This is a genomic window from Micromonospora sp. NPDC007230, from assembly GCF_042869115.1.
Taxonomy (GTDB): domain Bacteria; phylum Actinomycetota; class Actinomycetes; order Mycobacteriales; family Micromonosporaceae; genus Micromonospora.
On the sequence record NZ_JBIAFE010000004.1, the window covers coordinates 146343 to 173133 of the forward strand.

Consider the following 26791-nt stretch of genomic DNA (forward strand, 5'->3'; position numbering starts at 1 on the left):
GGCTGCGGCCGTCGTCGAAGCCCCGCTGACTCATTTAACGTTCCCCAGTGCCGGCCTTAACCTTCCCTCGGGGACACTCGGCGCATGGGCCGTCGTCAGATCCTCGCCGCCGTCGGGTGGTTGGCCACCACCGTCGCCGCCACCCTCGTCGGGGTGGGCGCGATCCAGTTGGTCGGCAAGGGCATCGCCGGCACCCCCGGCGGCGTACGCGACCAGCAGGAGGTCGAGCGGGCGCTCGCGTCCCCCGAGCCGGCATCCCCGCGGCCTACCCGAAGCCCGACCGGCTCGCCGACCACGACCCCGCCGGCCTCGGCGAGCCCGACGCCCACCGGCCGCCCGACCGGAGCCCGGAGCAGCTTCGCCACCCCCGGTGGCACGGCGGTGGCGGAGTGCGGGCCGGCTGGAGCCCGCCTGGTCACCTGGTCGCCCGCCCAGGGCTACCGGGAGAAGGAAGCCGAACCAGGACCGGACGACCACGTCAAGGTCCGGTTCGTCGGCCCCGGGGGCGAGTACGAGCTGAGGGTGCGGTGCGTCGGCGGGCAGCCGGTGGCCGACCCCCACGACTGAGCCGCCCGGCTGCCGGAACGGGCACGCAGACGAGCGCACGGCGCCGCTCGACCGGGGTCGTAACGTCGCCGCGCTCTGGCCGTCTCCCACCACCGCAGCCGAACGGCGGTACGACAGCGGGGACTTGGCTCGACCGGCCAGGGTGCACCGGTCCTGGCGCAGCGGATGCCCGTCCAGAGGGGGTCCAAACCAGGGCGGGTGGCAAATTCCACCATCCGCGAGTTTCGGCGTGACTGGTGCGGGCGATCGGGTATGTGCCCGTCATGGAGCATTTCACGATCGCGACCGTCGCCGAGAGGAGCCCGGACTTCCGGCGGGTGCTCTGGACCGGGCAGCACACCCAACTGGTGATCATGACGATCCCGCCGGGTGGAGAGATCGGCGAGGAGGTGCACGAGGACATCGACCAGATCCTGACCTTCGTCAGCGGCACCGGGGAGGCCCGGGTGGCCGGGGAGAAGAAGGAGGTCGTTGCCGGCGACCTGGTGGTCGTACCCGCCGGCACCACGCACAACTTCGTCAACACCGGCCCCAACCCGCTCGTCCTCTACACCGTCTACGGCCCGCCCGATCACGCCGACGGCGCGGTGCACCGGACCAAGGAGGAGGCCGACGCGGCCGAGGCCGCCGGCCGGGACGAGCCGCCCGCCGGGTGACCGGCCGGGCCTGATCCGACCGGGAAGGGTCGGTCGACCGGTGGTGCCCCGACCGGTTCGACGTCTGAGCTACGGCCGATGGATCAAGGTGGGGATCAGACCGCCACCAGCGGTACCCCGGAGACGTCCACCGTCTCCGGGTACTTCAGCCCGGCGCCGGTGTTCAACACCACCACCCGCTCGCCGGCCCGGATCCAGCCCCCGGCCCGCAGTTGCCGGGCGGCGGTCAGGCAGGCGGCCCCCTCCGGGCAGAGCAGCAGCCCCTCCCGTGCGGCGAAGTCACGCAGGTCGGCGAGGATCTCGGCGTCGTCCACCGCGATCGCCGTCCCGCCGCTCTCCCGCAGCGCGGTGAGGATCAGCTCGTCGCCGAGCGGCGCCGGCACGGTGATGCCGAACGCCACCGTCCGCGCGTCGGCCCAGGCGGTGGCGCGCGGCTCGCCGGCGGCGAACGCCCGGACGATCGGCGCGCAGCCGGTGGACTGCACCGCCACCAGCCGGGGCAGCCGATCCTCCACCCAGCCCAGCTCGCGCAACTCGTGCAGCGCCTTGTGGATGCCGATCAGCCCCACCCCGCCGCCGGTCGGATAGATGATCACATCGGGCACCTGCCAGCCGAGCTGCTCGACGATCTCGTACCCCATGGTCTTCTTGCCTTCCAGGCGGTACGGCTCGCGCAGCGTGCCGGCGTCGAAGATCCGCCCGCCTGACTCGGCGACCAACCGGGCCACCCACCGGCCGGCGTCGCTGATCAGGCCGTCGACCAGCCGCAGGTCGGCCCCGGCCGCCAGGCACTCCCGCCGGCAGATGGTCGGGGCGTCCAGCGGCATGGCGATGGTCGCGCCCATCCCGGCCCGGGCCGCGTACGTCGCCCAGGCCGCGCCGGCGTTGCCGTTGGTCGGCATGGCGATCCGCTCGACGCCCAGCTCCCGGGCCCGGCTCACCCCCACCGCCGCGCCCCGGGCCTTGAACGACCCGGTCGGGGTGAGCCCCTCGTCCTTCACGATCAGGTCCGGGATGCCGATCTCCTGGCCGTACCCGGGGACGCGCAGCAACGGAGTCCAGCCCTCGCCCAGCGTGGCCACGAAGCGTTGGTCGGCCACCGGCAGCAGCTCCCGGTAGCGCCACAGGTCGGCCGGACGGAGACCGAACTGCTCCGGGGTCACCGACGCGGCCACCGCGGCCAGGTCGTAGCGGGCCAGCAACGGGGATCCGCACTCGCACAGGTTCTGCAGCTTGTCGGCCGGATGCTCCCGGCCGCAGCGCGGGCACTCCAGGTGCGTCAGGTGCACGGTGGTCCTCAGCTCGGGTCGATGCTCAGCCAGTGCCGGCTGCGCCGACCCGGCTCGTACGGGGAGTCGAGCCGCTTGGCCACGACTCCCGGGAGCCCCTGTTCGCGGGCGGTCCGCAGGGCGTCCGCGCCGACACCCGGGAACCACGGCGGAGTCTGCCAGTGCTTCCCGGCCAGCGCCAGACCGTCGAGCAGTTCGCGGCGCTGGGCGTACGGCACGTCGAGGGTGGTCACGCCCTCCAGCCAGAGCAGGTCGACGCCCAGGAACTGGCCGTCCCGCTTGGTGGGCGGCTTGACCCGCCCGGCCGGGTCGATGCGGACCAGCACGCCGTCCAGCACCGCCTCGGTGGGGGCCAACTCCTCGGCCATCGCCCGCAGCCAGGGGTAGTCCCCGGTCACGTCCGCGTCCGACTCGTCGAGCAGCCGCAGCCGGCCGCCCGAGACGTACGCGACCGCCCGCAGGCCGGCCCAGCGCAGCTCGTACCCCCAGGCGGTCTCGTCCTTCGGCAGGCCCTTCCCCGGGGCGGCGTGCATCGGGCGGACCAGCTCGGGCATCGGGGTCCAGCCCTCGGGGGCGGGGTCGGTGCGGCGGACCATCCAGTCCCGCCCCCGGCCCCCGGTGGCGAAGAGCACGTACCGGCCCTTCGTCCGCTTCCCGTCGAGCACCACGATCACCTCGTCGTCGCGCCACTTCTCGGCGCGGTACGTCCCGGTGTCGTGGATGGTCATCTTCCCGCCGCCGTACTCGCCGGCCGGGATCTCGCCGTGGAAGGTGAGGTACTCCATCGGGTGGTCCTCGGTGTGCACGGCGAGGTGGTTGCGACCCGGGTCGCGGGGCAGGCCGCGCGGCACCGCCCAGGAGGCCAGCACGCCGTCGTGCTCCAGCCGCAGGTCCCAGTGCAGGCTGCGGGCGTGGTGCTGCTGGATGACGAAGCGGGGCTTGCGCCGGGAGGTCCGCTTCCGCTCCGGGGCCGGTTCCGGCACCGGCTCGGGGGTACGCGCCGCGTCCCGCTTCCGCCGGTACTCCTCCAGCCGGTCAGCCACTCCCGCATTGTCCGGTACGCGGCGGCGCTCCGCAGGGGTGTCGTGGGGCGGATCGTCCCGTTTCCGCCGTCGGCGCCGGACCCGTCCGCCGGCGGGTCGCCGGCATGGTGGGCCCGATCAGGGGTAGAACAGCCGCCATGACTGGTGTTGAGCAGCAACCCACCGTCCCGCTCTCCGGCGACGTCCGGATCCCGTTGCTCGGGTTCGGCACCTGGCAGGCCACCGGCCGGGCCGGTTACGACGCCGTGCTCGCCGCCCTCGACGCCGGCTACCGGATGATCGACACCGCCACCATGTACGGCAACGAGGAGGAGGTGGGCCGGGCGGTCAAGGAGAGCGGGCTGCGCCGGGAGGACGTCTTCCTCACCACCAAGATGCTGCCGGACCAGGTCGGCCGGGAGCGGGAGGCCATCGAGGCCAGCCTGCGGGCCCTCGACACCGACTACGTCGACCTGTGGCTGATCCACTGGCCGCCGTCCGCGCCGGGGGACAGCATTCCTGTGTGGCGGGAGTTCCTGGCCGCCCGGGACGAGGGCCTGGTCCGCACGGTGGGGGTGAGCAACTACAGCATCAGCCAGATCGACGAGTTGATCCAGGCCACCGAGGAGAATCCGGCGGTCAACCAGATCCGGTGGAGCCCGACGCTGTACGACCGGCAGACGCACGCCGCCCACCGGGACCGGGGCGTGGTGCTGGAGGGCTACAGCCCGTTCAAGACCAGCGACCTCTCCGACCCGGTGCTGGTGCGCATCGCCCAGGCCCACGGCGTCTCCCCGGCGCAGGTGGTGCTCCGCTGGCACATCGACCACGAGATCGTGGTGATCCCCAAGTCGGTCCACCCGGAGCGGATCCAGGCCAACGCCGACGTCTTTCACTTCTCGCTCACCGCCGAGGAAATGCGCGACATCGACGCCTTGGGTGGCTGACTCGAGTCGTTGGTGCGCTGTCGCCGCGATCCGCGGGCGGTTCTCTTGCGGGCGTCCGGGTTTGCCATTGGGGCAGGTTCTGCCCGCCGATTCGCGTTGCCTCGAACCGACCTGAGCCCATCGGATGGCTTTCGGTGATGGCGGGGCGTTCGGACAGGTGCAGGGCGCTGATGCGAGGTTGCGCAGCGGGGCCAGGATGCGGCTCCGGAACGGATGCGTACGCTGCTGCGCGGGCCTGTTTCGGCGGACGCCAGCGGCTCGCCGTAGCGTTAGCTACGGATGAATGCCCCGGGGGAGACACCTGTTGACATTGCTGCTGGTGGTTGCGGCCATGCCTGAACTCGTCGTCCTGCTGGCCGGGTCGGGGCTGGTGCTGTTTCGGCGGCGGCGGCTCGGCCCGGTGGCGTGGGCGGCCTTGGGGGCGTTGGCGATGCTGATCGTCGCGCTGATGGCGAACACGGTGTGGACGCTGTATCAGCTGGACTTGTTGGTCGGTGACCACGACGAAGGTTGGCGTATCGTGCTGCGGTGGAACAAGCCGATCAGGACTCTCGCCGGGGCATTGAGCATCATCGGAATGCTGCTACTGGTGCTGTCGATCTTCGCGGCCCGGCGGCCGCGAGGCCCCGACGCTGACCCGGCCGACAGGGATTCCGAGCCTGGCAGCGTCGACAACGTGCCTGGCAGGGTGATGCGATGAACCACCTCTCGGACTTGCCTTACCCCACGATCGTGTTGGTAGGTCTGGTCATGGCGATTCTGCAGCGTCGGCGGCTGGGTTCGGCGGCCGGCACAGCGATCACCGGCTTCGCGATTCTCGCCGTTGGCTACGCCGCGGGGCTGTGGTGGGGGGTCCTCCTGGACGAGTGGTCCCGGACCATGGGTCGGGACCACTTCGATGGTGGCATTCCCGAGATCACCGATTTCCCGCCCGGGCTGGTCGCGGCCGATCTGGGATTGACCTCCGTCAATGCGGCTGGAATGGCGCTGCTGATCCTCTCGGTCCTGCGAGGTCGAAGCAGCCAGCCAGCAGAAGGTCGAGCTTCCATTTCAGGATCGTAGATCCATGGATGTAGAGATCGTGCTGGGCCGTCTCGACGATGTCGGCGGCGATCCTCTCGAGTCGCTGGTTGCTGAGCTGGCTGCGTTGTTCGGCGTCCAGTTTCACGACGTCACGAAGGGACATCGGACGTTCTTCGCCTACGTGCCACCAGTCGATGGACCGACGCGTGAGGCGGCACTGAGGTACGGGGTCGGGGCTGCTGGCACCGAGGAATTCGAGGTGTCGGTGACCTACTGGCCGAGGGACGACGAACAGCCGCTGAGCCACCCCTTCCATCTCGACCTCACCACCGAGAAGCTACGTGAGGCGGAGGTGGGGGAGCAGGTCTACCAGAAGCTGGCGGACACTGGCCGGTATCGGGTGGCGCTCATGCTGGACGACCACTGCCTGAGGTCGAGCCACGTCCCGTGCGAGGACTGGTGAGCTGAGCCGGAACGAATGAAAGGGGGCGGGCTGCGGCCCGCCCCCTTCACCAGGTGCCCCCAACATCACGCCCTGGTGCAGGTGCTGCCGTTGAGGGTGAACGTCGTCGGGGAGGAGTACGTCCCGCTCAGCGCGCCCTGGTAGCCGAAGCTGGTCGAGCCACCCGGCGTCAGCGTCCCGTTGTAGGCCAGGTTCCGCGCGGTCACCGCGGACCCGCTCTGGGTCACCGTGGCGTTCCACGCGCTGGTGATCTGCTGCCCGGCGGGCAGGTTGTAGGTCAGCGTCCAGCCGTTGACGGTGCCGGAGCCGGTGTTGGTGATCTGCACGTCGGCGGTGAAGCCGTTGTTCCAGGCGTTCGGGGTGTACTTCACCGAGCACGCGCTGCCCGACGGCGGGGTGGTGGTCGGCGGCGGGGACGACGGGGGAGCGGTCGTCGGCGGCGGGGTGCCGCCGGTGTTGACGCTCTGCGAGAACGAGTTCACCGCCAGGCCGACGCCGCCCTGCCACGGCTCGAAGCCGGCCTGGATGCTGGTCAGGTACCAGTCGTTGGTGATCGCACCACGGTTTCTGGTGTCGTTGATGAACGCCAGGACGTCGAAGCTCAGGCTCGGAATCGCCGACGGCGACAGGTACGAGATGACGTTGTTCGACCCGTTGCTGCCCCGCCAGACCTCCCAGGTCCGCCCGGCCACGGTGGCGTTGCCCACCGGCGAGCCGATCGGCTGGATTGGGCCCTGCCGGTTGAACCAGATCATGATTTCCATCTGGTTGACCCCGTCCCGCTTCGGCGTGGGGTCGAGCCAGATGTCGTACGCGGCGTCATAGGTCGCGCCGCTGACGTAGTTGTAGCTGATGCTGCTCGGCGCGCTGCTGATGTTCTTCACCTGGACCGGCAGGTTGGTGCCGGGCGAGCAGTTCGTGTAGTGGCAGCCCACGAAGATCGACGGGTAGGAGACCGGCGCGCCGCTGGTGTTCCCCACCCCGTCCTGCCGGGTGATCGAGAAGCCGGTGGAGGTCACGTTGATGCACTGCTGCGCGCTGGTGCCCCACCGGTTGTTCTGCACGACGTACCGGCCGCCGATGACGGTCGAGCCGTACTGCTCGCAGATCTGGGTGTCGGCGGAGGCGTTGCCACCGGCGAGGACGACGGCGACGAGCGAACCGGCGGCCAGCAGCGCGGCGGCCGCGAGGGCTCTCAGTGGACGCTTCATGGTGCTCCTTGGGTGGCGGGGAGGATGGCGGGTTCGGGCCGGCGAGCAGGACCGGGAGCGCTCCCAGTCCGGTCGCAACACATTTACATGTCTGAGAGCCTTCCGCAACCATCCGGTCGGATCCGTCCCGGATGTCGACGTCGGGTGACCGCCCACTCGCTCCCGCGCCGGGTGGCGTGGCGCGACCTCCCCCGGTCGACGTGGGACTCCTGCTGGTGGGATCGCCGCGCCGCGCCGACGGGCGGTGCCGCCAGGGCCGATGGGCCCTTCCGCCCTTCGGTTGCGGGGAGTAGTGTCGTGCCTCCAACGCGTGCCGAACCCCTCCGGAGGCGTACCCCACCATGGGTGGTCCACCCCTGCGCATCCTCGTCGTCGGCGCAGGCATCGCCGGTCTCGCCGTGGCCCGAGCGCTGCGGCTGGCGGGGTTCCGGCCCGACGTCACGGAGAGGCTGCCCCCCACCGAGCGCGCCGACACCGGTCTCTACCTCCCCGGAAACGCGGCCCGGGCGCTGCGCCGGCTCGACCTGGACGGCCCGCTCCGCCCGCTCGGCCAGGTCATCCACCGCCAGCGGTTCCTCGACGCGTCCGGCGCGCCGCTGTGCGAGGTGGACCTCGACGGCCTGTGGGCCGGGGTGGGGGAGTGCCGGGCGCTGCCCCGCGCCGAGCTGCACCGGGTGCTGCTCACCGGCGCCGGCGGGGCGGTCCGGCACGGTGCCGAGGTCAGCGCCGTCGAGCCGCGCCCCGGTGGCGTCACCGTCGGCTTCACCGACGGGACTTGCGGGGACTACGACCTGGTCATCGGCGCCGACGGACCGCACTCCGCGGTGCGTACCCTGGGCGCGCTCGGCGGCCCGCCCCGCCCCGCCGGCCAGGTGGTCTACCGGGGCATCGTCCGCGGCGGCCCCCGGGTCGCCGACTGGACCGCCCTGCTCGGCCAGCGCGCCGGCTTCCTGGTGGTGCCCATCGGCGCCGGGGGGCTGCACTGCTACGCCGACGAGGCGGGCACCACCGTCCCGGCCGACCCCCTCGCCCGCCTGCACGAGCTGTTCGGCTCCTACGGCGGCCCGGTCCCCGAGATACTCGCCGCGCTGGACGACGTGCACGTCGAGATCACCGAGGAGGTCGAGCTGGGGCGCTGGTACCAGGGCCGGGTGCTGCTCGTCGGTGACGCGGCCCACGCCACCGCGCCGACCCTGTCCCAGGGTGCCGCCATGGCACTCGAGGACGCCGTGGTGCTCGCCGAGTCGCTGCAGGCCGCCGGCAGCGTGGAGGCCGCCCTGGTCGCGTACGAGAGCCGCCGCCGGCCGCGTACCCGCTGGGTGCGGGACCGCACCCGGGACCGCAACCGGACCCGCGACGTGCCGCCGGCGCTGCGCGACCCGTTGCTGCGCGGCCGCGGCGGGCGCATCTTCCAGGAGCACTACCGGCTTCTCGTGGACCCGCTCTGAGGCGCTGGGCCGGGCGGCGGTGATCGTAGCGGCCCACCCCCGGAGGCGGTGCCACCTGCCGGGGACTATCCTCCTTGCGGATGACGGCTGCGCAGATGACCAGCGTTTGCCGAGCGGGACAACCCAGAACCGGAGGCCACTCGTGACCACCGTCGCACCCAAGCCGGTCGTGACCCGGCCCTGGCCGGTCCGCGAGCCGGTCAAGGGGTCGGCCATCGCGCGGCTGCTGCGCACCACGGACGCGAAGCAGATCGGGATCATGTACATGGTCACCGCGTTCGCGTTCTTCATGATCGGCGGCCTGATGGCCCTGATCATGCGCGCCGAGCTGGCGCGGCCGGGCCTGCAGTTCCTGTCGCCCGAGCAGTACAACCAGCTCTTCACCATGCACGGCACGATCATGCTGCTGTTCTTCGCGACGCCGATCGTGTTCGCCTTCGCGAACTACGTGGTGCCGCTGCAGATCGGCGCGCCCGACGTGTCGTTCCCGCGGCTGAACTCTTTCGCCTACTGGCTGTACCTGTTCGGCGGCACCATCGCGACCGCCGGCTTCATCGCCCCCGGTGGCGCGGCCGACTTCGGCTGGACGGCGTACACGCCGCTGAGCAACGGTGAGCACTCGCCGGGCGTCGGCGGGAACATGTGGGTGGTCGGCCTGGCGATCTCCGGTCTGGGTACCATCCTCGGCGCGGTCAACCTGATCACCACGATCCTGACCCTGCGCGCCCCCGGCATGACCATGTTCCGGATGCCGATCTTCACCTGGAACATGCTGGTCACGAGCCTGCTGGTGATCCTGGTCTTCCCGCTGCTGGCCGCCGCGCTCTTCGCGCTCGCCGCGGACCGGCTGATCGGCGCGCACGTGTACGACCCGGCCACCGGCGGCCCGATGCTGTGGCAGCACCTGTTCTGGTTCTTCGGTCACCCCGAGGTCTACATCATCGCGCTGCCGTTCTTCGGCATCATCTCCGAGATCATCCCGGTCTTCTCCCGGAAGCCGATCTTCGGTTACAAGGGCCTGGTCGCCGCGACCATCGCCATCGCCGCCCTGTCGATGAGCGTCTGGGCGCACCACATGTTCGCCACCGGCCAGGTGCTGCTGCCGTTCTTCAGCTTCCTCAGCTACCTGATCGCCGTGCCGACCGGTATGAAGTTCTTCAACTGGATCGGCACCATGTGGCGGGGCCAGATCACCTTCGAGTCGCCGATGCTGTTCTCCATCGGCTTCCTGGTGACCTTCCTCTTCGGTGGCCTGACCGGGGTGCTGCTGGCCAGCCCGCCGCTGGACTTCCACCTCCAGGACTCGTACTTCGTGGTGGCGCACTTCCACTACGTGCTCTTCGGCACCATCGTGTTCGCCGTGTTCGCCGGCATCTACTTCTGGTTCCCGAAGATGTTCGGCCGGATGCTCGACGAGCGCCTGGGCAAGATCCACTTCTGGCTGACCATGATCGGCTTCCACACCACCTTCCTGGTGCAGCACTGGCTGGGTAACGAGGGCATGCCCCGGCGGTATGCCGACTACCTCCCCGGCGACGGCTTCACCTTCCTGAACACGCTCTCCACGATCGGTGCCTTCATCACCGGTATCTCGACGCTGCCGTTCATCTACAACTGCTGGAAGTCGTACAAGGCCGGTCCGGTGGTCGAGGTCGACGACCCGTGGGGCTACGGCAACTCGCTCGAGTGGGCCACCACGTCCCCGCCGCCGCTGCGGAACTTCGACCGGATGCCGCGGATCCGCTCCGAGCGCCCGGCGTTCGACCTCAAGTTCCCGGAGCTGGCCGCCGGGCAGCAGAGCCTGGCTGGCCCGCCGGAGGGTGGCGCCAAGCCGCTGACGAGCGAATCCAACGGTGGCGCCAGCTACCAGGAGGACGTCGCCAGCAACCTCGACCGGCGCTGACCCGCTGCCGAGTCTGCGTCACGGGCGCTGCACCCATCGGGGTGCGGCGCCCGCTGCCGTTGGTGCCGTCCTGGGCCCGTCAGATATCGGAGTTGATCGTTGGCCGTACGTCCACTATGGTCGAACGCGCACGGGGGTGTGAAGGGGCGGTAGCCGTCCGCTGAACTTCCCGTGACACTTTTCCGCTACTGGGACACGGGGAGGGACCAGCGCGTCCAGCCCCAGTAGGAGGCAATCGTGCTTCGTAAGGCTCTGTCACCGCTCCGCGCCGCTGTTATCGCGCTGGCCACCACCGCGGTCGTCGTCGCGGCACAGGGGCCGGCTCAGGCGGCTCTGCCCTCCGGCTACTGGTCCGAGATGAATCCGACCGGGAGCTGCTCCACCTCCTGCACTAAGAACATCTACATCTACACCTCCGGCAACAACACCCTTGTCGGCTGGGGTCAGTTCCAGGCCGACCCGGAAGGCGGCCTCCCCGGCGACGCCATCATGGCGTGCGACGAGCTTGCGGACGGCTGGGGCATCGAGATGCGGATGGACATCAACCCCACCTCGCCCTGGCAGACCGACCGGGTCGCCTCCACCCGCGGCCACAACTCGCCCTGGTGCACCGGCTTCCAGACCGGTGACATCGCCGAGGACACTCTCGTCGGCCTGCGCATGTGCATCGTGCAGGGCACTCAGGAGTACTGCACCCCCACGTACAACGCCCGGACCTGACCCGGAGTGCCGTGCGGAGCGGCAGTCATGACGGGACCGTCGCCTTCGAGGCGGCGGTCCCGTGCCATGTCGTGCCGGCACACCGTTCACCGGCGGTGCGTCACGGTGTGGCGGTCGCGAGTTCCGGTTCTCGTCCGGCGGCGGCGGCCTGCCGGCGGTGCCGCAGCTCGATCGGGAGCACCGCCAGGGCGACCAGCACGCCGATCGCGCCGGTGACCGCGAAGCCCCACGGCGGGGACGAGGCGTCGATCACCGCGCCGGCGAGCGGCGCCCCGAGCGCGATGCCGACGGTGACGGCGGAGCCGTGCAGGCCCATCGCCTCACCGCGTACGCCGGCCGGGGCGAGCCGGCTGACCGCGTCGGCGGTCGAGGCGATGGTGGGCGCGCAGAGCGCCCCGGCCGGGATGAGCGCCAGGCAGAGCAGCCACCAGTGCGCCCCGCCCAACCCGACCGGGATCGTGGTGAGGCTGAGCACCGCCATCAGGACCAGCGGGGAGAACGAACGGGTGACCGCCCCGTACGCGAAGCCGCCTACCAGCGACGCCACCGCCCACATGGCCAGCACGGCCCCGGTCCACCCGACCTCGCCGCCCGCGCGCAGCACGGCGACCACGGCGACGTCGGTGCCACCGAGCACCAGGGTGGCGGCCAGGCTCACCGCCAGCACGGCGAGCAGCCGGGGCGTCAGCCACTCGCGGCGGGGCACCTTCCGGTGCGGGCCGGCCGGTTCATCGGCGCTGCGGGTCGGCGGATCGAGCAGCCAGAACCCGATGCCGGAGGCGACGATGCCGACCCCGACCGCCCACATGGTGAGCCGCGGGGAGACGGCGGTCGCCACGGCCACGGCCAGCGCCGGGCCGACCATGAACGACAGCTCCACCGACATCGAGTCCAGCGCGTACGCCGGGCGGCGCCGCTCGGCCGGCACCAGCGCGGCGACCGACTGGCGAACCACCGAGAAGACCGGCAGGGCGAGCAGCCCGGCCACGAACGCGGCCGGCAGCAGCACCGGGTACGACAGCGCCGGGGCGCTGGCCCAGAAGATCCCCTCGGCGATGGTGGTCAGCAGGAGCACCGGGCGCAGCCCGCGCCGGTCGACCAGCCGCCCGAGCAGCGGCGAGCCGAGCGCGGCGCCGACGGTCGACGCGGCGCCGACCAGGCCGGCGGCGCCGTATCCCCGGCCGAGGTCGAGCACGACGTGAAAGGTGAGCGTCACCCCGGTCGCGGTGAGCGGGATGCGGGCCAGCACCGACACCAGCAGCAGCGACCGGAGACCGGGCAGGGCGAGCGCCTCCCGGTAAGGCTTCAAGTTCACGACGGTCCGTACCTCCGGCGCACATCCTCGACCGGGGGTACGACAATCAGCAACCGATTACCTGGTCAAGCGGCCCTGATCACAGGCGTGCCGAGCATGGTGACCCCGGCGCCGTCCATGGCCCGCAGCGCCACGTCCAGTGTCTCGGGTGCCACGGCGGCGGTGAGGTCGAGCAGCACGGTGGTGCCGAACCCCTCCCGGGCGGCGTCCAGGGCGGTCGCCCGGACGCAGTGGTCGGTCGCGATGCCCACCACGTCGACCCGGTCGACGCTGTGCCGGCGCAGCCAGTCGGCCAGGCACTCGCCGTCCTCGGCGTGCCCCTCGAACCCGGAGTACGCGGCCGCGTACTCGCCCTTGTGGAAGATCGCCTCAACCCGGCCGGTCTCCAGGTCGGGGTGGAACTCCGACCCGGGGGTGCCGACCACGCAGTGCCGCGGCCAGGATTCGACGTAGTTCGGCGGCTCGCCGAAGTGGGCGCCCGGGTCGATGTGGTAGTCCTTCGTCGCCACCACGTGGTCCCACCGGTCCGGCTCGGCGGCGAGCAGCCGCGAGATGCCGGCGGCCACGCCCGCCCCGCCGGCCACGGCCAGCGAGCCGCCCTCGCAGAAGTCGTTCTGCACGTCCACGATGATCAAAGCGTTGCTCACGCTGGCGGTCCTCCTCAGGTCGCGGGTACGACGGTGACCGGAACGGCCGGGTCGCCGCCGGAGAGCTTCAGGCCCTCCCACGGAATGGAGATCAGGCACTGCCGCAGGTGCTCCCGCGACTCGTCGAGGGTGGGCAGCGCCACCGGCTCGCCGTGCACGATGAAGGAGTGCTGGAGCAGCCGGTCGTTCGGCTGCCGGTCCGGCACACCCTGCGGCACGATGATCTCCTCGGTCGCGGTGCCGGTCGGCTTGTGCCGGCGTACCGCCACCTTCCGGCCGCCGATGGTGGCCTTGCGCTCGGAGCGCTTGACCACCGGGCGGCCGTCGACCTCGACCAGCTTGTAGACCAGACCGGCGGTGGGCGCGCCCGAGCCGGTCACCACGGCGGTGCCGGCGCCGTACATGTCGACCGGCTCGGCCGCGAGCGCGGCGATGGCGTACTCGTCCAGGTCGCCGCTGACGATGATCTTCGTCTCGGTGGCACCGAGCGAGTCGAGCAGCTCCCGGGACTGCTGGGCGATCACCGCGAGGTCGCCCGAGTCGATCCGGATGGCCCGCAGCTCCGGCCCGGCCACCGCGATGGCGTTGCGGATGCCCTCGCTGATGTCGTACGTGTCGACCAGCAGCGTGGTGTCCTTGCCCAGCGTGGCGACCTGCGAGGCGAACGCCGCCCGCTCGTCGTCGTGCAGCAGGGTGAAGGCGTGCGCGGCGGTGCCGGCCGTGGGGATGCCGTACTTGTGGCCCGCGGCGAGGTTGGAGGTGAACCGGAACCCGGCCAGGTACGCGGCCCGCGCGGCGGCCACCGCCGCCCCCTCGTGCGCCCGGCGGGAGCCCATCTCGATCAGCGTCCGGCCGCGGGCGGCGGTGACCATCCGGGCGGCCGCAGCGGCGACCGCGCAGTCGTGGTTGAGCACCGACAGCACCAGCGTCTCCAGCACCACGCACTCGGCGAACCCGCCGGAGACGGTGAGGATCGGCGAGCTGGGGAAGAAGAGGTCACCCTCGGCGTACCCGTCGATGTCACCGGTGAAGCGGTAGTTGGTCAGCCACTCGGCGGCCCGGTCGTCCACCACCCGGCTGCGGCGGAGGAACTCGACCTCCTCGGCGTCGAACCGGAAATCCCGGATCAGCTCGATCAGCCGCCCGGTCCCGGCGACCACCCCGTAGCGGCGGCCCGCCGGCAGCCGCCGGGTGAACACCTCGAAGACGCAGCGGCGATCGGCCGTGCCGTCGCGGAGCGCGGCGCTGACCATGGTCAGCTCGTAGTGGTCGGTCAGCAGCGCGGGGCGAAGGGTGCTCACGGCTCCAGCCTAAAGTTCAGGCCGGATCCCCGCCGTCGTGCCCCGGCATCGACCACAGTGCGGCCCGCAGCTCGGCCCGGCCGGTCACCCCGAGCTTGCTGTAGACCCGCTGGAGGTGGTTCTCCACGGTACGGGTGGAGAGGTAGAGCTGCTCCGCGATGGCCCGGCTGGTGGCGCCCTCGGCCGCGAGCCTCGCGACCTCCCACTCCCGGTCGCTCAGTGCGGGCCGGAGCCGCCGCAGGGCCGGGGTGGAGAGCTGGTCGCCGCGGCCGAGCAGTCCGGCGAGCCGTTCCCGGACCGGCGCGGTCGCCGCGACCCGGCTCCGGCCGAGCCGATGCAGGGCCATCGCGGTCGCCTCGGCGGCGTACACGGTCAGGTCCCGGGCGGCGAAGTCGTCGGCGACGGCCAGCAGTTCGGGGACGGAGTCCTCGACCGCGGCGCGGGCGTACCGGGCGACCAGCGGCGGCAGCGCCCCGTCGACCCGCTCGGAGAGCTCGGCCAGGCGCTGCGCCACGGTACGGCGGCCGCCGTCGGTGCACATCGGCCCGACCGGGGCGGTGGCCTGGTCCAGCCGGACCAGGTCGAGCAGGACGAGCAGCTCGTGGCCGGCGAGGGTGTCCTCGCGGAGCCGGTCGGCCAGCGCGCACAGGTGCTTGGCGGCGGTCGGCAGGTCACCGGTGGCCGCGTGCACGGCGGCTCGGGCCTGCTCCAGCCACGGATACAGCACCGCCATGCCCGGGGCGTGGGTCCGGTCCGCCTCGGCCATCGCCTCGGCCGCGTGCGTGGCGTCGCCGCGCAGGGCCGCCGCCTGGGCGCGTTCGGCGTGCGCCAGCCCGGCGTACACCCGGCTGGTGGCGAGCACCGCGCAGGCGCCGAGGCTGGTCTTGAGCGCCTCGTCGCTGCGCCCGCGCAGCCGCGCCGCGTACGCCTGGAGGATGGCCAGGTAGCCGGTGCCGAGCCGGAAGTCACCCGCGCCGGCCAGGTCGGCGAACTCGTCGGCGACGATCGCGTCGATGCCGGCCAGGTCGCCGGAGAGTGCCAGCCGGGTGCCCCGGGCCAGCTCCATGGCGAGCTGGAGGTATGGCATGTCGCCCCGCCAGCGGGCCGCCTCCGCCTGCACCAGGGCGATGGCGGTGGCGCTGCGCTGGTATTGCCCCTGCGCGGCCTGGAGGTGGGCGATGGTGCAGCGGACCAGCTCCCGGGCCGCCATGGGGGAGGCCGGGCGGTCCAGCACGGCCTGGGCGAGCCGCAGCGCGGCGTCGGTGTCCAGCCGGTGCAGTCGCATGATCGCCTCGAAGGCGCGGACCCGGGCCCGGTCGGCCGAGTCGGTCATCTCGTCGCCGCGGGCCGCGATCTCCTCCACCGTGGACTCGCGGCTGAGCCCCCAGTAGCTGACCATGCCGCGGACCGTGAGCCAGCGGCTGCGCCGCCGGTCGCAGCCGATCTCCCCGGCGACCGAGTCGAGCACCTGGATGGCCTCGTCCGGCCGGTCGCCGAACATGAGGATGGTGGCGAGCAGTTCCGCGGCGTCGAAGCCGCCGTCGGCGTCCAGCGCGGCCCGGGCCAGCCGGGTCGCCAGCGGCACGTCGTACCGGCCGAAGGCCTGGGCGGCCGCGTCGAGCAGCAGGGCCGGGTCCTGCGCCGTACCCGAGTCGAGCCGCCACACCGCGACCCGGAGCAGGTCGTCCCGGCGGCGCTTGCCGACCTGCTCCAGCAGCTCGGCCAGGGTGGCCTGGAGCCGGCGGGTCCGGCTGACCGGGCACTGCCGCCGCATCACCTCGCCGTAGAGGGGGTGGGCGAGCCGGACGTCCAACCGCCGGTCGTCGTGGACCATGGTGATCAGGCCGCGTTCCTCGGCGGCCTCCACGTCGGCCGGGTCGACCGCCTTCTGCAGCAGTTGCAGGCCGAGCGGCTCGCCGAACGCGACCAGCTCGACCACCGACCGCACGCCGGGGGTGAGCTGGCCGATCCGGATGTCGATCAGGTCGGTGAGGCTGGGGGCCAGCTCCAGCCGGCCGGTCCACTTCCACATCCCGTACGTCCGGCTCAGCTCGCCGCCGCCGGAGGCGGCCAGCACCAGCTCGCGCAGCAGCAGCGGGTTGCCCGCGGAGAGCTGGAACAGCCGCTCGGACGACTTGTCGTCGACCGGGCCGCCCAAGATCGCGGCGAGCAGGCCGCCGGTCTCGGCCGGGCCGAGCGGGGCCAGCTCGACCAGGTCGACCAGATCGTCGGTCCACAGGGCGCGGATCGGCAGCGGGATCTGCTCGCCGTTGCGCAGGGTGCCGACCACGGTCGCGTTCTCCGCGCGGGCGAGCAGGTGGACCAGCGCGGCCGAGGGCGGGTCGAGCAGGTGCGCGTCGTCGATCGCGAGCACGATCGGTCGGCCGGCGGCCTGCTGCTGGAGCATGTCCACGGCCCAGCGGAGGACACCGGCGGGGGAGAGTCCCTGCGGCTGCTCGGCCGGGAGCACCTGCACCAGGCCGCCGAAGGGCAGCGCGGCGGTGGTGGCGCTGGCCGCGACGGACCAGATCGCGTACCGGTCGGTGGGGAGGGCGGCCACCCCTTCGCGCAGCAGTCGGCTCTTGCCGACCCCGGCGCTGCCGCTGAAGAACAACCCGCGCCCCTCGGGGCCGCCGACCGTTGACAACAGACGGTCGAGCTCTTCCGTCCGGCCGACGAACTCCCATCGACTCATCCCAGCAGCATATCGACGGTAATCCGTCCGCGCGCAGAGCGTCACGCACCGAAGTTGAGTAACTGGCCGATCAGCCCTGAGTATCGGGAGTGTTCGCTGTCGGACTTGCGACAGAAGTACTCTTCCGGCAGCCCAGACTAACCGCAGGATTTCCCAAGCGACGCGGTCCGCAACCCGGTCGCCTGGTTGGGAGGCCATCTCATGAAGCAGCGTCCGCTGCCCTCGGTCGACGTGTCCGAACTGGGCGCGCCGGCCGAGCGAACCCGCTGCGCCCCGCTGCCCACCCGGCTCGGGGTGACCGAGCCCCGCCCCGAGGAGCCGCTGGCCGTCGTCGTCGCGGGTCCGGCCGGTGCCGGTCGGCGCGAGCTGCTCGCCGGCCTGCTCGAGGTGGCGCCCGGCATGCTGGCCCTGCCCGCCGGCAGTTGCCTGCTCGTCAACCACGCCAAGGTGCCGACCCGCGCCGCGTACGTGCCGGGCTACCGCCAGCCGCACTCGTACGGCGGGGATCCGCTCGCGGCCGGCCCGGCACTGGCCCGTCCGCCGCGCCGGGTGGAGCTGAGCCTGCCCGACCCGCTGCTGCGCCACTTTTCGGTGCTCGACACGCCGGACACCGGCTCCCTCGGCGTCGCCGGTGACCAGGTGCTGCTCGACGCGGTCGGCCGCGCCGGCGCCCTGCTCTTCGTGATCTCCGCCGACCAGGCGTTCACCGCCGGTGAGCTGCACCTGCTGGCGGAGGTGGCCCGGGCTCGGGTCGAGGTGTTCTTCGCGGTCACCCCCGGGGCGGCCGGCTGGGCGGCCCCGGCGGTCGGCCCGACGACGACGGAGGACCCGGGGGCGTCCGTCGCGCCGGCCGGTCGTGCCCGGCCGCCCGGGCCGCGTGCGGCGGACCGCCGGGTCGACCCGGCGGAGGTCTCCCTGGCGGCGCACCGGGCGGCCCTGCTGTCCGCGGTGCCCGGCCTCGCCTCGGCCCGCTGGTACCCGGTGCGGCAGGCGGACCACGCGGCCCTGCGCCGCGCCCTGGTGGGCTGGGCGGCGGACGAGGGGCTGCGGCGGGCCAGCGCCCACCCGCCGGAGCCGCCCGGCGTGCACCACCGGGTGGCCGTCCTGCCCGGGCTCGATCCGGGCGACCCCACCGACCGCCTCGACCGTCAGGCCCGCTCGTGCGCCCAGCGGATCCGCCAGCACCTCGCCCTGGAGCTGGCCAACATCCACCTCCGGGTGGTGCAGGAGATCGTCTTCGGGGTCGGCTGCGCGGGCCTGCCGCAGCTGCTCGACCGGGAGATGGAGGCGTTGTCGCTGCTCGCCACCGCCCAGTGCGACGAGGCGGTCCGGAGCATCGTCGACGACCTGGCGGCCCGGGTCTTCGGCGCGCCGCTGGCGGAGGGGGTGCGGCGCCGGATCACCCACGCCGTCCGGTGGGGCCTCGCCGACCAGCCGGCCGGCGGGGAGCTGGACCGGGTGCTCCTGGTCACCAGCACGGCCGGGGTGGCCGGGCTGAGCGGCACCGGGGCGACGGACGCCCTGGCCGGTTTCCCCGGCGCGGCCCGCGACGAGGTGCTGCCGCCGATCGGGGTGGCGCTCTCCGGGGGCTGCTGGCAGCACTGGCGCGTCCCCGGCAACGACGACCCGAACAGCGCCCGCTCCTGGTCGCAGCGGGCACTGCGGGAGGTCGAGCTGGAACTGTCCCGCGAGGTGTCCCGTCGCTTCGAGGTTATCCGGCTCTCGCTGGGGGCGGTGCTCACCGATGCTGTCGACCACGGCATCCTGCTCGCCTGAGGTCGGGGTCGCCGGCCGGCCGGCCGGGTCGCCGTGGGCGGCCCGGGCGGGTGATCCGGGCCGGGGTGACGTTCCGGTTCATCGGTTCCCCGGATCCGGTGGCACGATGGGGGGCATGGCGGCTCCACAGGTTGCGCCGGTCGAGACGCCGGACACTGAAGAGGTGCCGGCTTCCGACCGGCCCTGGGTGACCATCGTCTGGGACGATCCGGTCAACCTCATGACGTACGTGACCTGGGTGTTCCAGAAGCTCTTCGGGTACAGCCGAGAGAAGGCCGAGCAGCTCATGCTGGATGTGCACCACAAGGGCAAGGCGGTCGTCTCCAGTGGCGCCCGGGAGCGGATGGAGCACGACGCGTCGCAGCTGCACGCGTACGGCCTCTGGGCGACGGTGGACAGGTCGTGAGCATGTTCCGTCGCCACGGCGACCGCTACGTGGCCATCTTCGCGGTGGACGAGGTCCGGGTGCTGCGCAAGGTCGCCTCCGAGGTGGTCGGCCTGCTCACCGACGGCTTCGACCACGGCGACCCGGTGGTCGGCCGGCTGTTCCCCGCGGTCTACCCCGAGGACGCGGCGAGCACCGCGGAGTTCCGCCGCTACACCGAGGGTGACCTCAAGACCGCCAAGATCGACCAGGCCGGCGCCATCCTCGCCGCGTTGCCCGACGGTGAGGCCGGCGGCGAGGTGCGCCTCGACGCGGAGGCGGCCGAGGCGTGGCTGCGGGCGCTCAACGACGCCCGGCTGGCCATGGGGGTCCGGCTGGAGATCAAGGACGGCATGGACCTCGGGGAGGAGCTCGACGACGCGGTCGCCGAGGACCCGACCTCCTCCCGGGTGTTCCAACTGTCGGTCTACGCATACCTCGGGTATCTGCAGGAATCCCTGCTCAACGCCCTGATCGACTGATTCGTGACGGTCACCACCTCGCCGCCCGTGACGCCCAGGCGCTAGGCTGGTCGGCGTGCTGAGCATCGACCGGTCGATCATCGACGCGATCGTGGCCCACGCGCGTCGGGACCACCCGGACGAGGCGTGCGGCGTGGTCGCCGGTCCCGCCGGCAGCGACACCCCGACCCGGCACATCCCGATGGAGAACGCCGCCCGCTCCATGACCTTCTACGAGTTCGACTCGATGGAGCAGCTGCGGTTGTGGCGGGAGATGGACGACCGCGACGAGGAGCCGGTCGTCATCTACCACTCGCACACCGCGACGGAGGCGTACCCGTCCCGGACGGACATCTCCTTCGCCGGTGAGCCGGGAGCGCACTACCTGCTCGTCTCGACCCGCGAACCCGACACGGAGGAGATCCGCTCCTTCCGCATCGTCGACGGGGTGGTGACCGAGGAGCCGGTCCGGATCGTGGATGCCGCCGTGGACCCGCACGCCGTCCAGTCCTACATGTTCGGGCAGAGCCCGGCGACGGTCGACTACGAGTGTTCCGGCCGCTGACCTTCCAGCACCGGCACCTCCTTCTTTCCCCCGTCACCTGGCACTACCCGTTCAAGGAGCACGAGACATCATGGCCATCGAGGTTCGCATCCCCACCATCCTGCGCAGCTACACCGGCGGCGCGAAGGTCGTCGAGGGCACCGGCGACACGCTCGCCGACCTGCTCACCGACCTGGACGCCCGGCACGCCGGCCTGAAGGCCCGGCTGGTCACCGACGCCGGCGCGCTGCACCGGTTCGTCAACGTCTACGTCAACGACGAGGACGTCCGTTTCCTCGGCGCGCTCGACGCCAAGCTCAACGACGGTGACAGCGTCACCATCCTGCCGGCCGTGGCGGGCGGCGCGTTCGGCTTCGCCGCCGCTGCGGCGATCGCGCAGCACAGTGCGGCGGCAGCCGCGATCGCGCAGCACAGTGCCGCCGCGGCGGCTGGCGTGCGCGCAGCGCGCCGCTGACGGCGGTCGTCATGGCGCGGTACGACAGCCTGCTCGATGCCTGCGGCGGTACGCCCCTGATCGGGTTGCCCCGGCTCTCGCCGACGGTGCCCGACGGGGCGCCGCCGGTGCGGCTCTGGGCCAAGTTGGAGGACCGAAACCCGACCGGCAGCATCAAGGACCGGGCCGCCCTGTTCATGGTCCGCGCGGCCGAGGCGGCGGGGCAGCTCCGGCCGGGTGACACCATCCTGGAACCGACCAGCGGCAACACCGGGATCTCCCTGGCCATGGTGGCCAAGCTGCGCGGATACCGGCTGGTCTGCGTGATGCCGGAGAACGTCTCCACCGAGCGGGTCCAGCTGCTCCGGATGTACGGCGCGGAGATCATCTTCTCGCCGGCCGCCGGCGGCTCGAACCAGGCCGTCGCCACCGCGAAGCAGATCGCCGCCGAGCACCCCGACTGGGTGATGCTCTATCAGTACGGCAACGAGGCGAACGCCCGGGCGCACTACGAGACGACCGGGCCGGAGCTGCTGCACGACCTGCCCACGATCACCCACTTCGTGGCCGGTCTGGGCACCACCGGCACCCTGATGGGCACCGGGCGCTTCCTGCGGGAGAAGGTCGACGGCATCCAGATCGTCGCCGCCGAGCCCCGTTACGGCGAGCTGGTCTACGGCCTGCGCAACATCGACGAGGGCTACGTCCCCGAGCTCTACGACGCGGGAGTGCTCTCCCGGCGGTTCTCGGTGGGCACCCGGGACGCGGTACTGCGTACCCGGCAGCTCGTCGAGGTGGAGGGGATCTTCGCCGGCTTCTCCACCGGCGCGATCCTGCACGCCGCCCTGGCGGTGGCGCACGAGGCGGTCCGGGCGGGCCGCCCGGCCGACGTCGCGTTCGTGGTCGCCGACGGCGGCTGGAAGTACCTGTCGACCGGGGCGTACGGGGGCACCCTGGCGGACGCCGAGGACGCCCTCGAGGGGCAGCTCTGGGCCTGACGGTTGGCGGTTCGGGCCGGTCGGCGTCATCCGCCGGCCGGCCCGCCCCCGCCATGTCGGCACCGGACGTGTACGGGTGTCACGTTGATGACAACTTCCGTTGGATCATTCTTGCCCGCCCGGACCGACGCGTAGGCTGCGCAGCGTGGCGTACGCGTCGGTTGTGATCATCGGCGGAGCGACTGCCGGCGTTTCGACTACGAAGCGTGACATCGGGGCGACCGGATGCGACTGACCGTCCTCGGCTGCGCGGGCAGCTTCCCCGGCCCCGAGTCCCCCTGCTCCGCCTACCTCCTGGAGGCGGAGGGCTTCCGCCTCCTGATCGATTTCGGCCCGGGGGCGCTCTCCACCCTCCAGCGCTACGTCGGGCTGCACGCCCCCGACGCCATCCTCCTCACCCACCTGCACTGCGACCACATGCTCGACGCGGCGTCCTACGTGGTGGTGCGCCGCTACGCCCCCGACGGCCCATACCCGCCCCTGCCGGTCTACGCCCCCTCCGGCGCGCCGGACCGGATCGCCAGCGCGTACGGGCAGGAGGACAGCACGGTCGAGGACGTCTACCAGTTCTACGGGCTCCAGCCCGGCACCTTCCCGATCGGCCCGTTCACCGTCACCGTCGACCGGATGAACCACCCGATCGAGACGTACGGCGTGCGGCTGGAACACAACGGCCGGGTGTTCTGCTACTCGGCGGACACCGCGCCCTGCGATGCGCTGCTGCGCCTCGCCCAGGGCGCCGACCTCTTCCTCTGCGAGGCCAGCTACCTCGACGGCGTGGAGAACCCGCCGGACCTGCACCTGACCGGCCGGGAGGCCGGCGAGGCGGCCACCAAGGCGGGGGTGGGTCGACTGCTGCTCACCCATCTGGTGGCGGCCTGGGGCAGCGAGGCGCACACCGTCGAGTCGGCGGCCGGGGCGTACGTCGGGCCGCTGGACGTGGTCCGCCCCGGGGCCTGCTACGACGTCTGACCGCGACGGCGGCGCGCCGCGTTGCCGTAGTGTTCGCCGATCCGTCAGCGGCTGGTCGCCTGACGCACCCGTCCGGCCCGCACCCTCGGGCCATGCGGATCGCCATCGTGACCGAGTCGTTCCCGCCGGACGTCAACGGCGTGGCGAACTCCGTCGTCCGGACCGCCGAACACCTCGTGGCGCGGGGACACGAGCCGCTCGTCATCGCGCCCGCGCCGGCCCGGGGCCGGCACCGGCCCACCGCACCGCACCCCTACCCCGTGGTGCGGATCCCCAGCCTGCCGCTGCCGCGCTACCAGGGCTTCCGGCTCGGCGTACCGACCGCCCGGCTGGCCGCCGCCCTGCTCGGTCACCGGCCGGACGTCGTCCACCTCGCCAGCCCGTTCGTCCTCGGCGCGGCGGGGGCGACCCTGGCCGTCCGGCACGACCTGCCCGTCGTCGCCGTCTACCAGACCGACGTGGCCTCCTACGCCCGTGCGTACCGGGTCGGCTGGGGTGAGGCCGCGGCCTGGCGCCGGCTCCGCGAGATCCACAACTGCGCGCAGCGCAACCTCGCGCCTTCGACCCGCGCCGCCGCCGACCTGATCGCCAACGGAATCCAGCGGATCTGGCTCTGGCGGCGGGGCGTGGACGCCGACCTGTTCCACCCGACCTGGCGCAGCGACCCGCTGCGCCGGGCCCTGGCGCCCGGCGGCGAACTCCTCGTCGGCTACGTGGGCCGCCTCGCCCCCGAGAAGCGGGTGGAACTGCTCGCGGCGACGGCCCGGCTGCCCGGCGTACGGGTCGTGGTGGCCGGCGACGGCCCGGCCCGCCGGCAGCTCGAACGCGCCCTGCCCGGGGTGCGGTTCCTCGGCGTGCAGCACGGGGAGGCGCTGGCCCGCCTCTACGCCAGCCTCGACGTGTTCGTCCACACCGGCCCGCACGAGACGTTCGGGCAGACGCTGCAGGAGGCCGCCGCCAGCGGGGTGCCGGTGGTGGCGCCGGCCAGCGGTGGCCCGGTCGACCTGGTCGAGTCCGGCGTGACCGGGCTGCTGGTCCCGCCCGACGACGGGGACGCGCTCGCCGCCGCCGTGGCCGAACTGGTCGCCGACCCCGACCGTCGGACCCGGTACGGCACCGCCGCCCGGGCGGCGGTCAGCCGCCGCAGCTGGAGCGCCGTCGGGGACGAGCTGGTCGGGCACTACCAGGCCGCCGTCGCCAGCGCGCCGCTCGCCGGCCTCCGGGCCCCCGGGTGAGCGGGGTACGCATCGTCCGGGTGGCCAACTTCGTGACCGGCCGCTCCGGCGGGCTGCGTACCGCCCTGCGGCACCTCGGCGAGGGCTACCTGGCCGCGGGCCACGAACCGGTGCTGGTGATCCCCGGCGAGCGGTACGGCGACACCCGGCAGCCGTGGGGCCGCGTGGTCACGGTGCCGGGGCCGGTGCTGCCGGGCAGCGGCGGGTACCGGCTGCTGACCGACCGGCGCCGGCTGGCCGGGGTGCTCGCCGACCTGGCGCCCGACCGGCTGGAGGTCTCCGACCGGAGCACCCTGCGCTGGACCGGCCGGTGGGCCCGGGCGCACGGCGTGCCGTCGGTGATGGTCTCGCACGAGAGCCTGACCGGGCTGCTCGGGCAATGGCGGGTGCCGGGCGCCGCGGCCCGGCGGGTCGCCGACCGGCTCAACCGGGAGACCCTGCACCACTACGACCGGGTGGTCTGCACCACCCGCTGGGCGGCGGAGGAGTTCGACCGGCTCGCCGGCCCGCCCGTCGACCTGGTGCCGCTCGGGGTCGACCTGACCACGTTCCACCCCGACCGCGCCGACCCGGTGCTGCGCGAGCGGTACGCCGACCACACCGAGGTGCTGCTGGTGCACTGCGCCCGGCTGTCGGTGGAGAAACGCCCCGAGCTGGCGGTGGCCGCCCTCGCCCGGCTGCGCCGCGCCGGCGTACCCGCGGTGCTGGTGATGGTCGGCGACGGGCCGCTGTTGGCGACGCTGGCCCGGCGCGCGGCCGGCCTGCCGGTGCACTTCGCCGGCTTCCTGCCCGACCGGGCCGCCATCGCCGCGCTGCTGGCCAGCGCGGACGTGGTGCTCGCACCCGGTCCAGTGGAGACCTTCGGCCTGGCCGGGCTGGAGGCGCTGGCCAGCGGCACCCCGGTGGTGGCCAACGCGGCCAGTGCGCTGCCGGAGGTGATCGGGCCGGGCGGGCTGGCCGCCTACGGCACCCCGTCGGCGATCGCCACCGCGGTCGTCCGGCTGCTTCAGCGCCCGGAGGCGGCGCGGCGGTCGGCCGCCCGGCGTCGGGCCGAGGAGTTCGGCTGGCCCGCCGCGGTCGCCGGTTTCCTCCGCGCGCACGGCGTGGAGCCGGTCCCCGCCGAGCCCGCCACGGAGGCGCCCGGCCCGCCCTGACCCGTGCCGCTCCGCTCGTTGCGGCGGCGAGCTGGGCCCCCGCCACTGCCGGGTCGGACGGAACCGACCGGCCCGCGCTGCGGCCGCGGGCCGCCGACCCGCCCGAGCAGAGGGCACACCGCGGAGCGCTTCGATCACGGCACCGCATAAGGTGCAGGCATGGCGCGACCTGACGGGCGGCGGCCCGACCAACTCCGACCGGTGACCCTGACCCGGGGCTGGAGCACCCACCCGGAGGGCTCGGTCCTCGTCGAGTTCGGCGCGACCCGGGTGCTCTGCACGGCGAGCGTGACCGAGGGGGTGCCCCGCTGGCGCAAGGGCTCCGGGCTCGGCTGGGTCACGGCCGAGTACGCGATGCTGCCCCGGGCCACCAACACCCGCTCCGACCGGGAGAGCGTGCGCGGGAAGATCGGCGGGCGTACCCACGAGATCTCCCGGCTGATCGGCCGCAGCCTGCGGGCCTGCATCGACCTGAAGGCGCTCGGCGAGAACTCGATCGTGCTCGACTGCGACGTGCTCCAGGCCGACGGCGGCACCCGGACCGCGGCGATCACCGGCGCGTACGTGGCGCTGCATGACGCGGTGACCTGGCTGGCCGAACGCAAGGCGCTGGCCGGCAAGGTGGAGAAGGTGATGCACCGCTCGGTGGCCGCGGTCAGCGTCGGCATCATCGCCGGCGAGCCGCGCCTGGACCTCTGCTACGAGGAGGACGTGGCCGCCGAGGTCGACATGAACGTGGTCTGCACCGGGACCGGCGACTTCGTCGAGGTGCAGGGGACGGGCGAGGCCGGCGTCTTCGCCCGGGAGCAGCTCGACGCCCTGCTGGACCTAGGCGTGGTGGGCTGCCTGGAACTGGCCGACGCGCAGCGGAAGGCGCTCCAGTGAGCGCGCGGAGCGAGCTTGCGAGCCCCGCAGTCGCGAACGAAGGTGATCTCTCATGAACACGGTCCTGCTCGCCACCCGGAACCGGAAGAAGCTCGTCGAGCTCCAACGGATCCTCGACGGCGCGCTCGGCGCGCACCGGATCGCCCTGCTCGGGCTGGACGACGTCGAGGAGTATCCGGAGCTGCCGGAGACCGGCCTGACCTTCGGCGAGAACGCGCTGATCAAGGCGCGGGAGGGCTGCCGGCGTACCGGCCTGCCGACCATCGCCGACGACTCCGGGCTCGCCGTGGACGCGCTCAACGGCATGCCGGGCGTGTTCAGCGCCCGCTGGGCCGGCCGGCACGGCGACGACCGGGCCAACTTCCAGCTGGTGCTGGACCAGATCGCCGACCTGGCCGACGAGCACCGGGGCGCCGCCTTCGTCTGCACGGTGGCGCTGGTGCTGCCGAGCGGCAAGGAACACCTGGTCGACGGCCGGCAGTCGGGCCGGCTGCTGCGAGCCCCGCGCGGCGACGGCGGCTTCGGGTACGACCCGATCTTCCTGGGCGACGGTCAGGAGCGGACCAACGCGGAGCTGACCCCGGAGGAGAAGGACGCGGTCAGCCACCGTGGCAAGGCGCTGCGCGAGCTGGCCAAGCTGGCCGCCAAGGTGCTCCTGCCGGCGGCCTGACCGAGCGTCGG

Annotated in this window: 27 protein-coding genes; 20 read left to right on the top strand and 7 right to left on the bottom strand. The window is 72.8% G+C overall.

All coding sequences use genetic code 11. The features are described 5' to 3' along the window. Window positions 1–84 precede the first annotated feature (84 nt). Together ACFYML_RS07805 and ACFYML_RS07810 are read left to right on the top strand one after the other, a co-directional pair. Entirely contained in the window at window positions 85–567 is a 483-nt protein-coding gene (locus ACFYML_RS07805; RefSeq protein ID WP_387419850.1) for a septum formation initiator, read from the top strand. A 263-nt stretch (window positions 568–830) separates the two neighbouring features. Then, window positions 831–1223 carry a cupin domain-containing protein gene (locus tag ACFYML_RS07810; RefSeq protein WP_387419851.1) on the top strand — a complete coding sequence of 131 codons (393 nt, stop codon included), beginning with the start codon at window positions 831–833 and terminating at the stop codon, window positions 1221–1223. 95 nt (window positions 1224–1318) lie between these two features. On the opposite strand, the gene ACFYML_RS07815 is transcribed toward ACFYML_RS07810, so the two are convergent. Beyond that, window positions 1319–2512 (bottom strand): threonine synthase, encoded by a 1194-nt coding sequence (locus ACFYML_RS07815; RefSeq protein WP_387419852.1) that lies wholly within the window; start codon window positions 2510–2512, stop codon window positions 1319–1321. Window positions 2513–2520: 8 nt separating this feature from the next. After that, window positions 2521–3555, bottom strand: coding sequence for a DNA polymerase ligase N-terminal domain-containing protein (locus ACFYML_RS07820; protein ID WP_387419853.1), 1035 nt, complete (start codon window positions 3553–3555; stop codon window positions 2521–2523). A 137-nt stretch (window positions 3556–3692) separates the two neighbouring features. Here ACFYML_RS07820 and ACFYML_RS07825 point away from each other — a divergent pair, with 137 nt between their 5' ends. The 4 genes from ACFYML_RS07825 to ACFYML_RS07840 all read left to right on the top strand — a co-directional run bounded on the left by ACFYML_RS07825 (window position 3693) and on the right by ACFYML_RS07840 (window position 5967). Then, window positions 3693–4481, top strand: a complete 789-nt coding sequence (locus tag ACFYML_RS07825; protein WP_387419854.1) for an aldo/keto reductase — start codon at window positions 3693–3695, stop codon at window positions 4479–4481. Window positions 4482–4785: 304 nt separating this feature from the next. After that, window positions 4786–5181, top strand: coding sequence for a hypothetical protein (locus ACFYML_RS07830; RefSeq protein ID WP_387419855.1), 396 nt, complete (start codon window positions 4786–4788; stop codon window positions 5179–5181). Then, a complete protein-coding gene (locus tag ACFYML_RS07835) occupies window positions 5178–5543 on the top strand; it encodes a hypothetical protein (RefSeq protein WP_387419856.1) in 366 nt (121 codons plus the stop codon). Before ACFYML_RS07830 ends, ACFYML_RS07835 begins: the two co-directional genes overlap by 4 nt. 4 nt (window positions 5544–5547) lie before the next feature. Then, window positions 5548–5967, top strand: coding sequence for a hypothetical protein (locus ACFYML_RS07840; RefSeq protein ID WP_387419857.1), 420 nt, complete (start codon window positions 5548–5550; stop codon window positions 5965–5967). A gap of 65 nt (window positions 5968–6032) precedes the next feature. On the opposite strand, the gene ACFYML_RS07845 is transcribed toward ACFYML_RS07840, so the two are convergent. After that, the gene (locus ACFYML_RS07845) at window positions 6033–7178 is read right to left on the bottom strand and encodes a cellulose binding domain-containing protein (protein ID WP_387419858.1); all 1146 of its coding nucleotides are present in this window, start codon (window positions 7176–7178) and stop codon (window positions 6033–6035) included. A 341-nt stretch (window positions 7179–7519) separates the two neighbouring features. Here ACFYML_RS07845 and ACFYML_RS07850 point away from each other — a divergent pair, with 341 nt between their 5' ends. From ACFYML_RS07850 to ACFYML_RS07860, 3 genes are all read left to right on the top strand, one after another. After that, window positions 7520–8626, top strand: coding sequence for an FAD-dependent monooxygenase (locus ACFYML_RS07850; protein WP_387419859.1), 1107 nt, complete (start codon window positions 7520–7522; stop codon window positions 8624–8626). 142 nt (window positions 8627–8768) lie between these two features. After that, window positions 8769–10529 carry a cytochrome c oxidase subunit I gene (gene ctaD / locus ACFYML_RS07855; protein WP_387419860.1) on the top strand — a complete coding sequence of 587 codons (1761 nt, stop codon included), beginning with the start codon at window positions 8769–8771 and terminating at the stop codon, window positions 10527–10529. A 237-nt stretch (window positions 10530–10766) separates the two neighbouring features. After that, window positions 10767–11249, top strand: a complete 483-nt coding sequence (locus tag ACFYML_RS07860; protein WP_387419861.1) for a hypothetical protein — start codon at window positions 10767–10769, stop codon at window positions 11247–11249. 100 nt (window positions 11250–11349) lie between these two features. Here ACFYML_RS07860 and ACFYML_RS07865 read toward each other — a convergent pair whose 3' ends face one another. From ACFYML_RS07865 to ACFYML_RS07880, 4 genes are all read right to left on the bottom strand, one after another. Next, the gene (locus ACFYML_RS07865) at window positions 11350–12564 is read right to left on the bottom strand and encodes an MFS transporter (RefSeq protein ID WP_387419862.1); all 1215 of its coding nucleotides are present in this window, start codon (window positions 12562–12564) and stop codon (window positions 11350–11352) included. Window positions 12565–12629: 65 nt separating this feature from the next. After that, window positions 12630–13211 carry an isochorismatase family protein gene (locus ACFYML_RS07870; RefSeq protein ID WP_387419863.1) on the bottom strand — a complete coding sequence of 194 codons (582 nt, stop codon included), beginning with the start codon at window positions 13209–13211 and terminating at the stop codon, window positions 12630–12632. Between the two features lie 14 nt (window positions 13212–13225). Then, the gene (locus ACFYML_RS07875) at window positions 13226–14512 is read right to left on the bottom strand and encodes a nicotinate phosphoribosyltransferase (RefSeq protein WP_073832351.1); all 1287 of its coding nucleotides are present in this window, start codon (window positions 14510–14512) and stop codon (window positions 13226–13228) included. Between the two features lie 16 nt (window positions 14513–14528). After that, entirely contained in the window at window positions 14529–17207 is a 2679-nt protein-coding gene (locus ACFYML_RS07880; RefSeq protein ID WP_387419864.1) for a LuxR C-terminal-related transcriptional regulator, read from the bottom strand. Window positions 17208–17408: 201 nt separating this feature from the next. Between ACFYML_RS07880 and ACFYML_RS07885 the strand changes: the two genes are divergently transcribed. From ACFYML_RS07885 to rdgB, 11 genes are all read left to right on the top strand, one after another. Then, window positions 17409–18983 carry a hypothetical protein gene (locus ACFYML_RS07885; RefSeq protein ID WP_387419865.1) on the top strand — a complete coding sequence of 525 codons (1575 nt, stop codon included), beginning with the start codon at window positions 17409–17411 and terminating at the stop codon, window positions 18981–18983. A 115-nt stretch (window positions 18984–19098) separates the two neighbouring features. Then, complete coding sequence (gene clpS, locus ACFYML_RS07890) at window positions 19099–19389, top strand: ATP-dependent Clp protease adapter ClpS (protein WP_357434056.1); 291 nt, start codon at window positions 19099–19101, stop codon at window positions 19387–19389. A gap of 2 nt (window positions 19390–19391) precedes the next feature. Next, entirely contained in the window at window positions 19392–19889 is a 498-nt protein-coding gene (locus ACFYML_RS07895) for a DUF2017 domain-containing protein (protein WP_387420010.1), read from the top strand. A gap of 55 nt (window positions 19890–19944) precedes the next feature. Continuing rightward, complete coding sequence (locus ACFYML_RS07900; protein ID WP_073832356.1) at window positions 19945–20433, top strand: Mov34/MPN/PAD-1 family protein; 489 nt, start codon at window positions 19945–19947, stop codon at window positions 20431–20433. A gap of 70 nt (window positions 20434–20503) precedes the next feature. Then, entirely contained in the window at window positions 20504–20887 is a 384-nt protein-coding gene (locus tag ACFYML_RS07905; RefSeq protein WP_387274071.1) for a MoaD/ThiS family protein, read from the top strand. A gap of 11 nt (window positions 20888–20898) precedes the next feature. Next, entirely contained in the window at window positions 20899–21864 is a 966-nt protein-coding gene (locus ACFYML_RS07910; protein ID WP_357434050.1) for a pyridoxal-phosphate dependent enzyme, read from the top strand. Window positions 21865–22089: 225 nt separating this feature from the next. After that, window positions 22090–22836 carry an MBL fold metallo-hydrolase gene (locus ACFYML_RS07915; RefSeq protein ID WP_387419866.1) on the top strand — a complete coding sequence of 249 codons (747 nt, stop codon included), beginning with the start codon at window positions 22090–22092 and terminating at the stop codon, window positions 22834–22836. Window positions 22837–22928: 92 nt separating this feature from the next. Further along, window positions 22929–24071, top strand: coding sequence for a glycosyltransferase family 4 protein (locus tag ACFYML_RS07920; RefSeq protein WP_387419867.1), 1143 nt, complete (start codon window positions 22929–22931; stop codon window positions 24069–24071). Further along, window positions 24068–25225, top strand: a complete 1158-nt coding sequence (locus tag ACFYML_RS07925; RefSeq protein WP_387419868.1) for a glycosyltransferase — start codon at window positions 24068–24070, stop codon at window positions 25223–25225. The genes ACFYML_RS07920 and ACFYML_RS07925 overlap by 4 nt, the downstream gene beginning before the upstream one ends. Before the next feature lie 159 nt (window positions 25226–25384). Then, window positions 25385–26110: a ribonuclease PH gene (gene rph, locus ACFYML_RS07930; RefSeq protein ID WP_387274079.1), complete on the top strand. Its 726-nt coding sequence runs from the start codon at window positions 25385–25387 to the stop codon at window positions 26108–26110. 52 nt (window positions 26111–26162) lie between these two features. After that, entirely contained in the window at window positions 26163–26780 is a 618-nt protein-coding gene (gene rdgB / locus ACFYML_RS07935; RefSeq protein ID WP_073832363.1) for an RdgB/HAM1 family non-canonical purine NTP pyrophosphatase, read from the top strand. Window positions 26781–26791: the final 11 nt, after the last annotated feature.

What these genes read in the sequence shown, in the direction of transcription:
- ACFYML_RS07805 (WP_387419850.1), top strand. Translation starts at nt 85, where the DNA reads ATGGGCCGTCGTCAGATCCTCGCCGCCGTCGGGTGGTTGGCCACCACC.
- ACFYML_RS07810 (WP_387419851.1), top strand. Translation starts at nt 831, where the DNA reads ATGGAGCATTTCACGATCGCGACCGTCGCCGAGAGGAGCCCGGACTTC.
- ACFYML_RS07825 (WP_387419854.1), top strand. Translation starts at nt 3,693, where the DNA reads ATGACTGGTGTTGAGCAGCAACCCACCGTCCCGCTCTCCGGCGACGTC.
- ACFYML_RS07835 (WP_387419856.1), top strand. Translation starts at nt 5,178, where the DNA reads ATGAACCACCTCTCGGACTTGCCTTACCCCACGATCGTGTTGGTAGGT.
- ACFYML_RS07840 (WP_387419857.1), top strand. Translation starts at nt 5,548, where the DNA reads ATGGATGTAGAGATCGTGCTGGGCCGTCTCGACGATGTCGGCGGCGAT.
- ACFYML_RS07845 (WP_387419858.1), bottom strand. Translation starts at nt 7,178, where the DNA reads ATGAAGCGTCCACTGAGAGCCCTCGCGGCCGCCGCGCTGCTGGCCGCC.
- ACFYML_RS07850 (WP_387419859.1), top strand. Translation starts at nt 7,520, where the DNA reads ATGGGTGGTCCACCCCTGCGCATCCTCGTCGTCGGCGCAGGCATCGCC.
- ACFYML_RS07880 (WP_387419864.1), bottom strand. Translation starts at nt 17,207, where the DNA reads ATGAGTCGATGGGAGTTCGTCGGCCGGACGGAAGAGCTCGACCGTCTG.
- ACFYML_RS07885 (WP_387419865.1), top strand. Translation starts at nt 17,409, where the DNA reads ATGAAGCAGCGTCCGCTGCCCTCGGTCGACGTGTCCGAACTGGGCGCG.
- clpS (WP_357434056.1), top strand. Translation starts at nt 19,099, where the DNA reads ATGGCGGCTCCACAGGTTGCGCCGGTCGAGACGCCGGACACTGAAGAG.
- ACFYML_RS07895 (WP_387420010.1), top strand. Translation starts at nt 19,392, where the DNA reads ATGTTCCGTCGCCACGGCGACCGCTACGTGGCCATCTTCGCGGTGGAC.
- ACFYML_RS07905 (WP_387274071.1), top strand. Translation starts at nt 20,504, where the DNA reads ATGGCCATCGAGGTTCGCATCCCCACCATCCTGCGCAGCTACACCGGC.
- ACFYML_RS07910 (WP_357434050.1), top strand. Translation starts at nt 20,899, where the DNA reads ATGGCGCGGTACGACAGCCTGCTCGATGCCTGCGGCGGTACGCCCCTG.
- ACFYML_RS07915 (WP_387419866.1), top strand. Translation starts at nt 22,090, where the DNA reads ATGCGACTGACCGTCCTCGGCTGCGCGGGCAGCTTCCCCGGCCCCGAG.
- ACFYML_RS07920 (WP_387419867.1), top strand. Translation starts at nt 22,929, where the DNA reads ATGCGGATCGCCATCGTGACCGAGTCGTTCCCGCCGGACGTCAACGGC.
- rph (WP_387274079.1), top strand. Translation starts at nt 25,385, where the DNA reads ATGGCGCGACCTGACGGGCGGCGGCCCGACCAACTCCGACCGGTGACC.
- rdgB (WP_073832363.1), top strand. Translation starts at nt 26,163, where the DNA reads ATGAACACGGTCCTGCTCGCCACCCGGAACCGGAAGAAGCTCGTCGAG.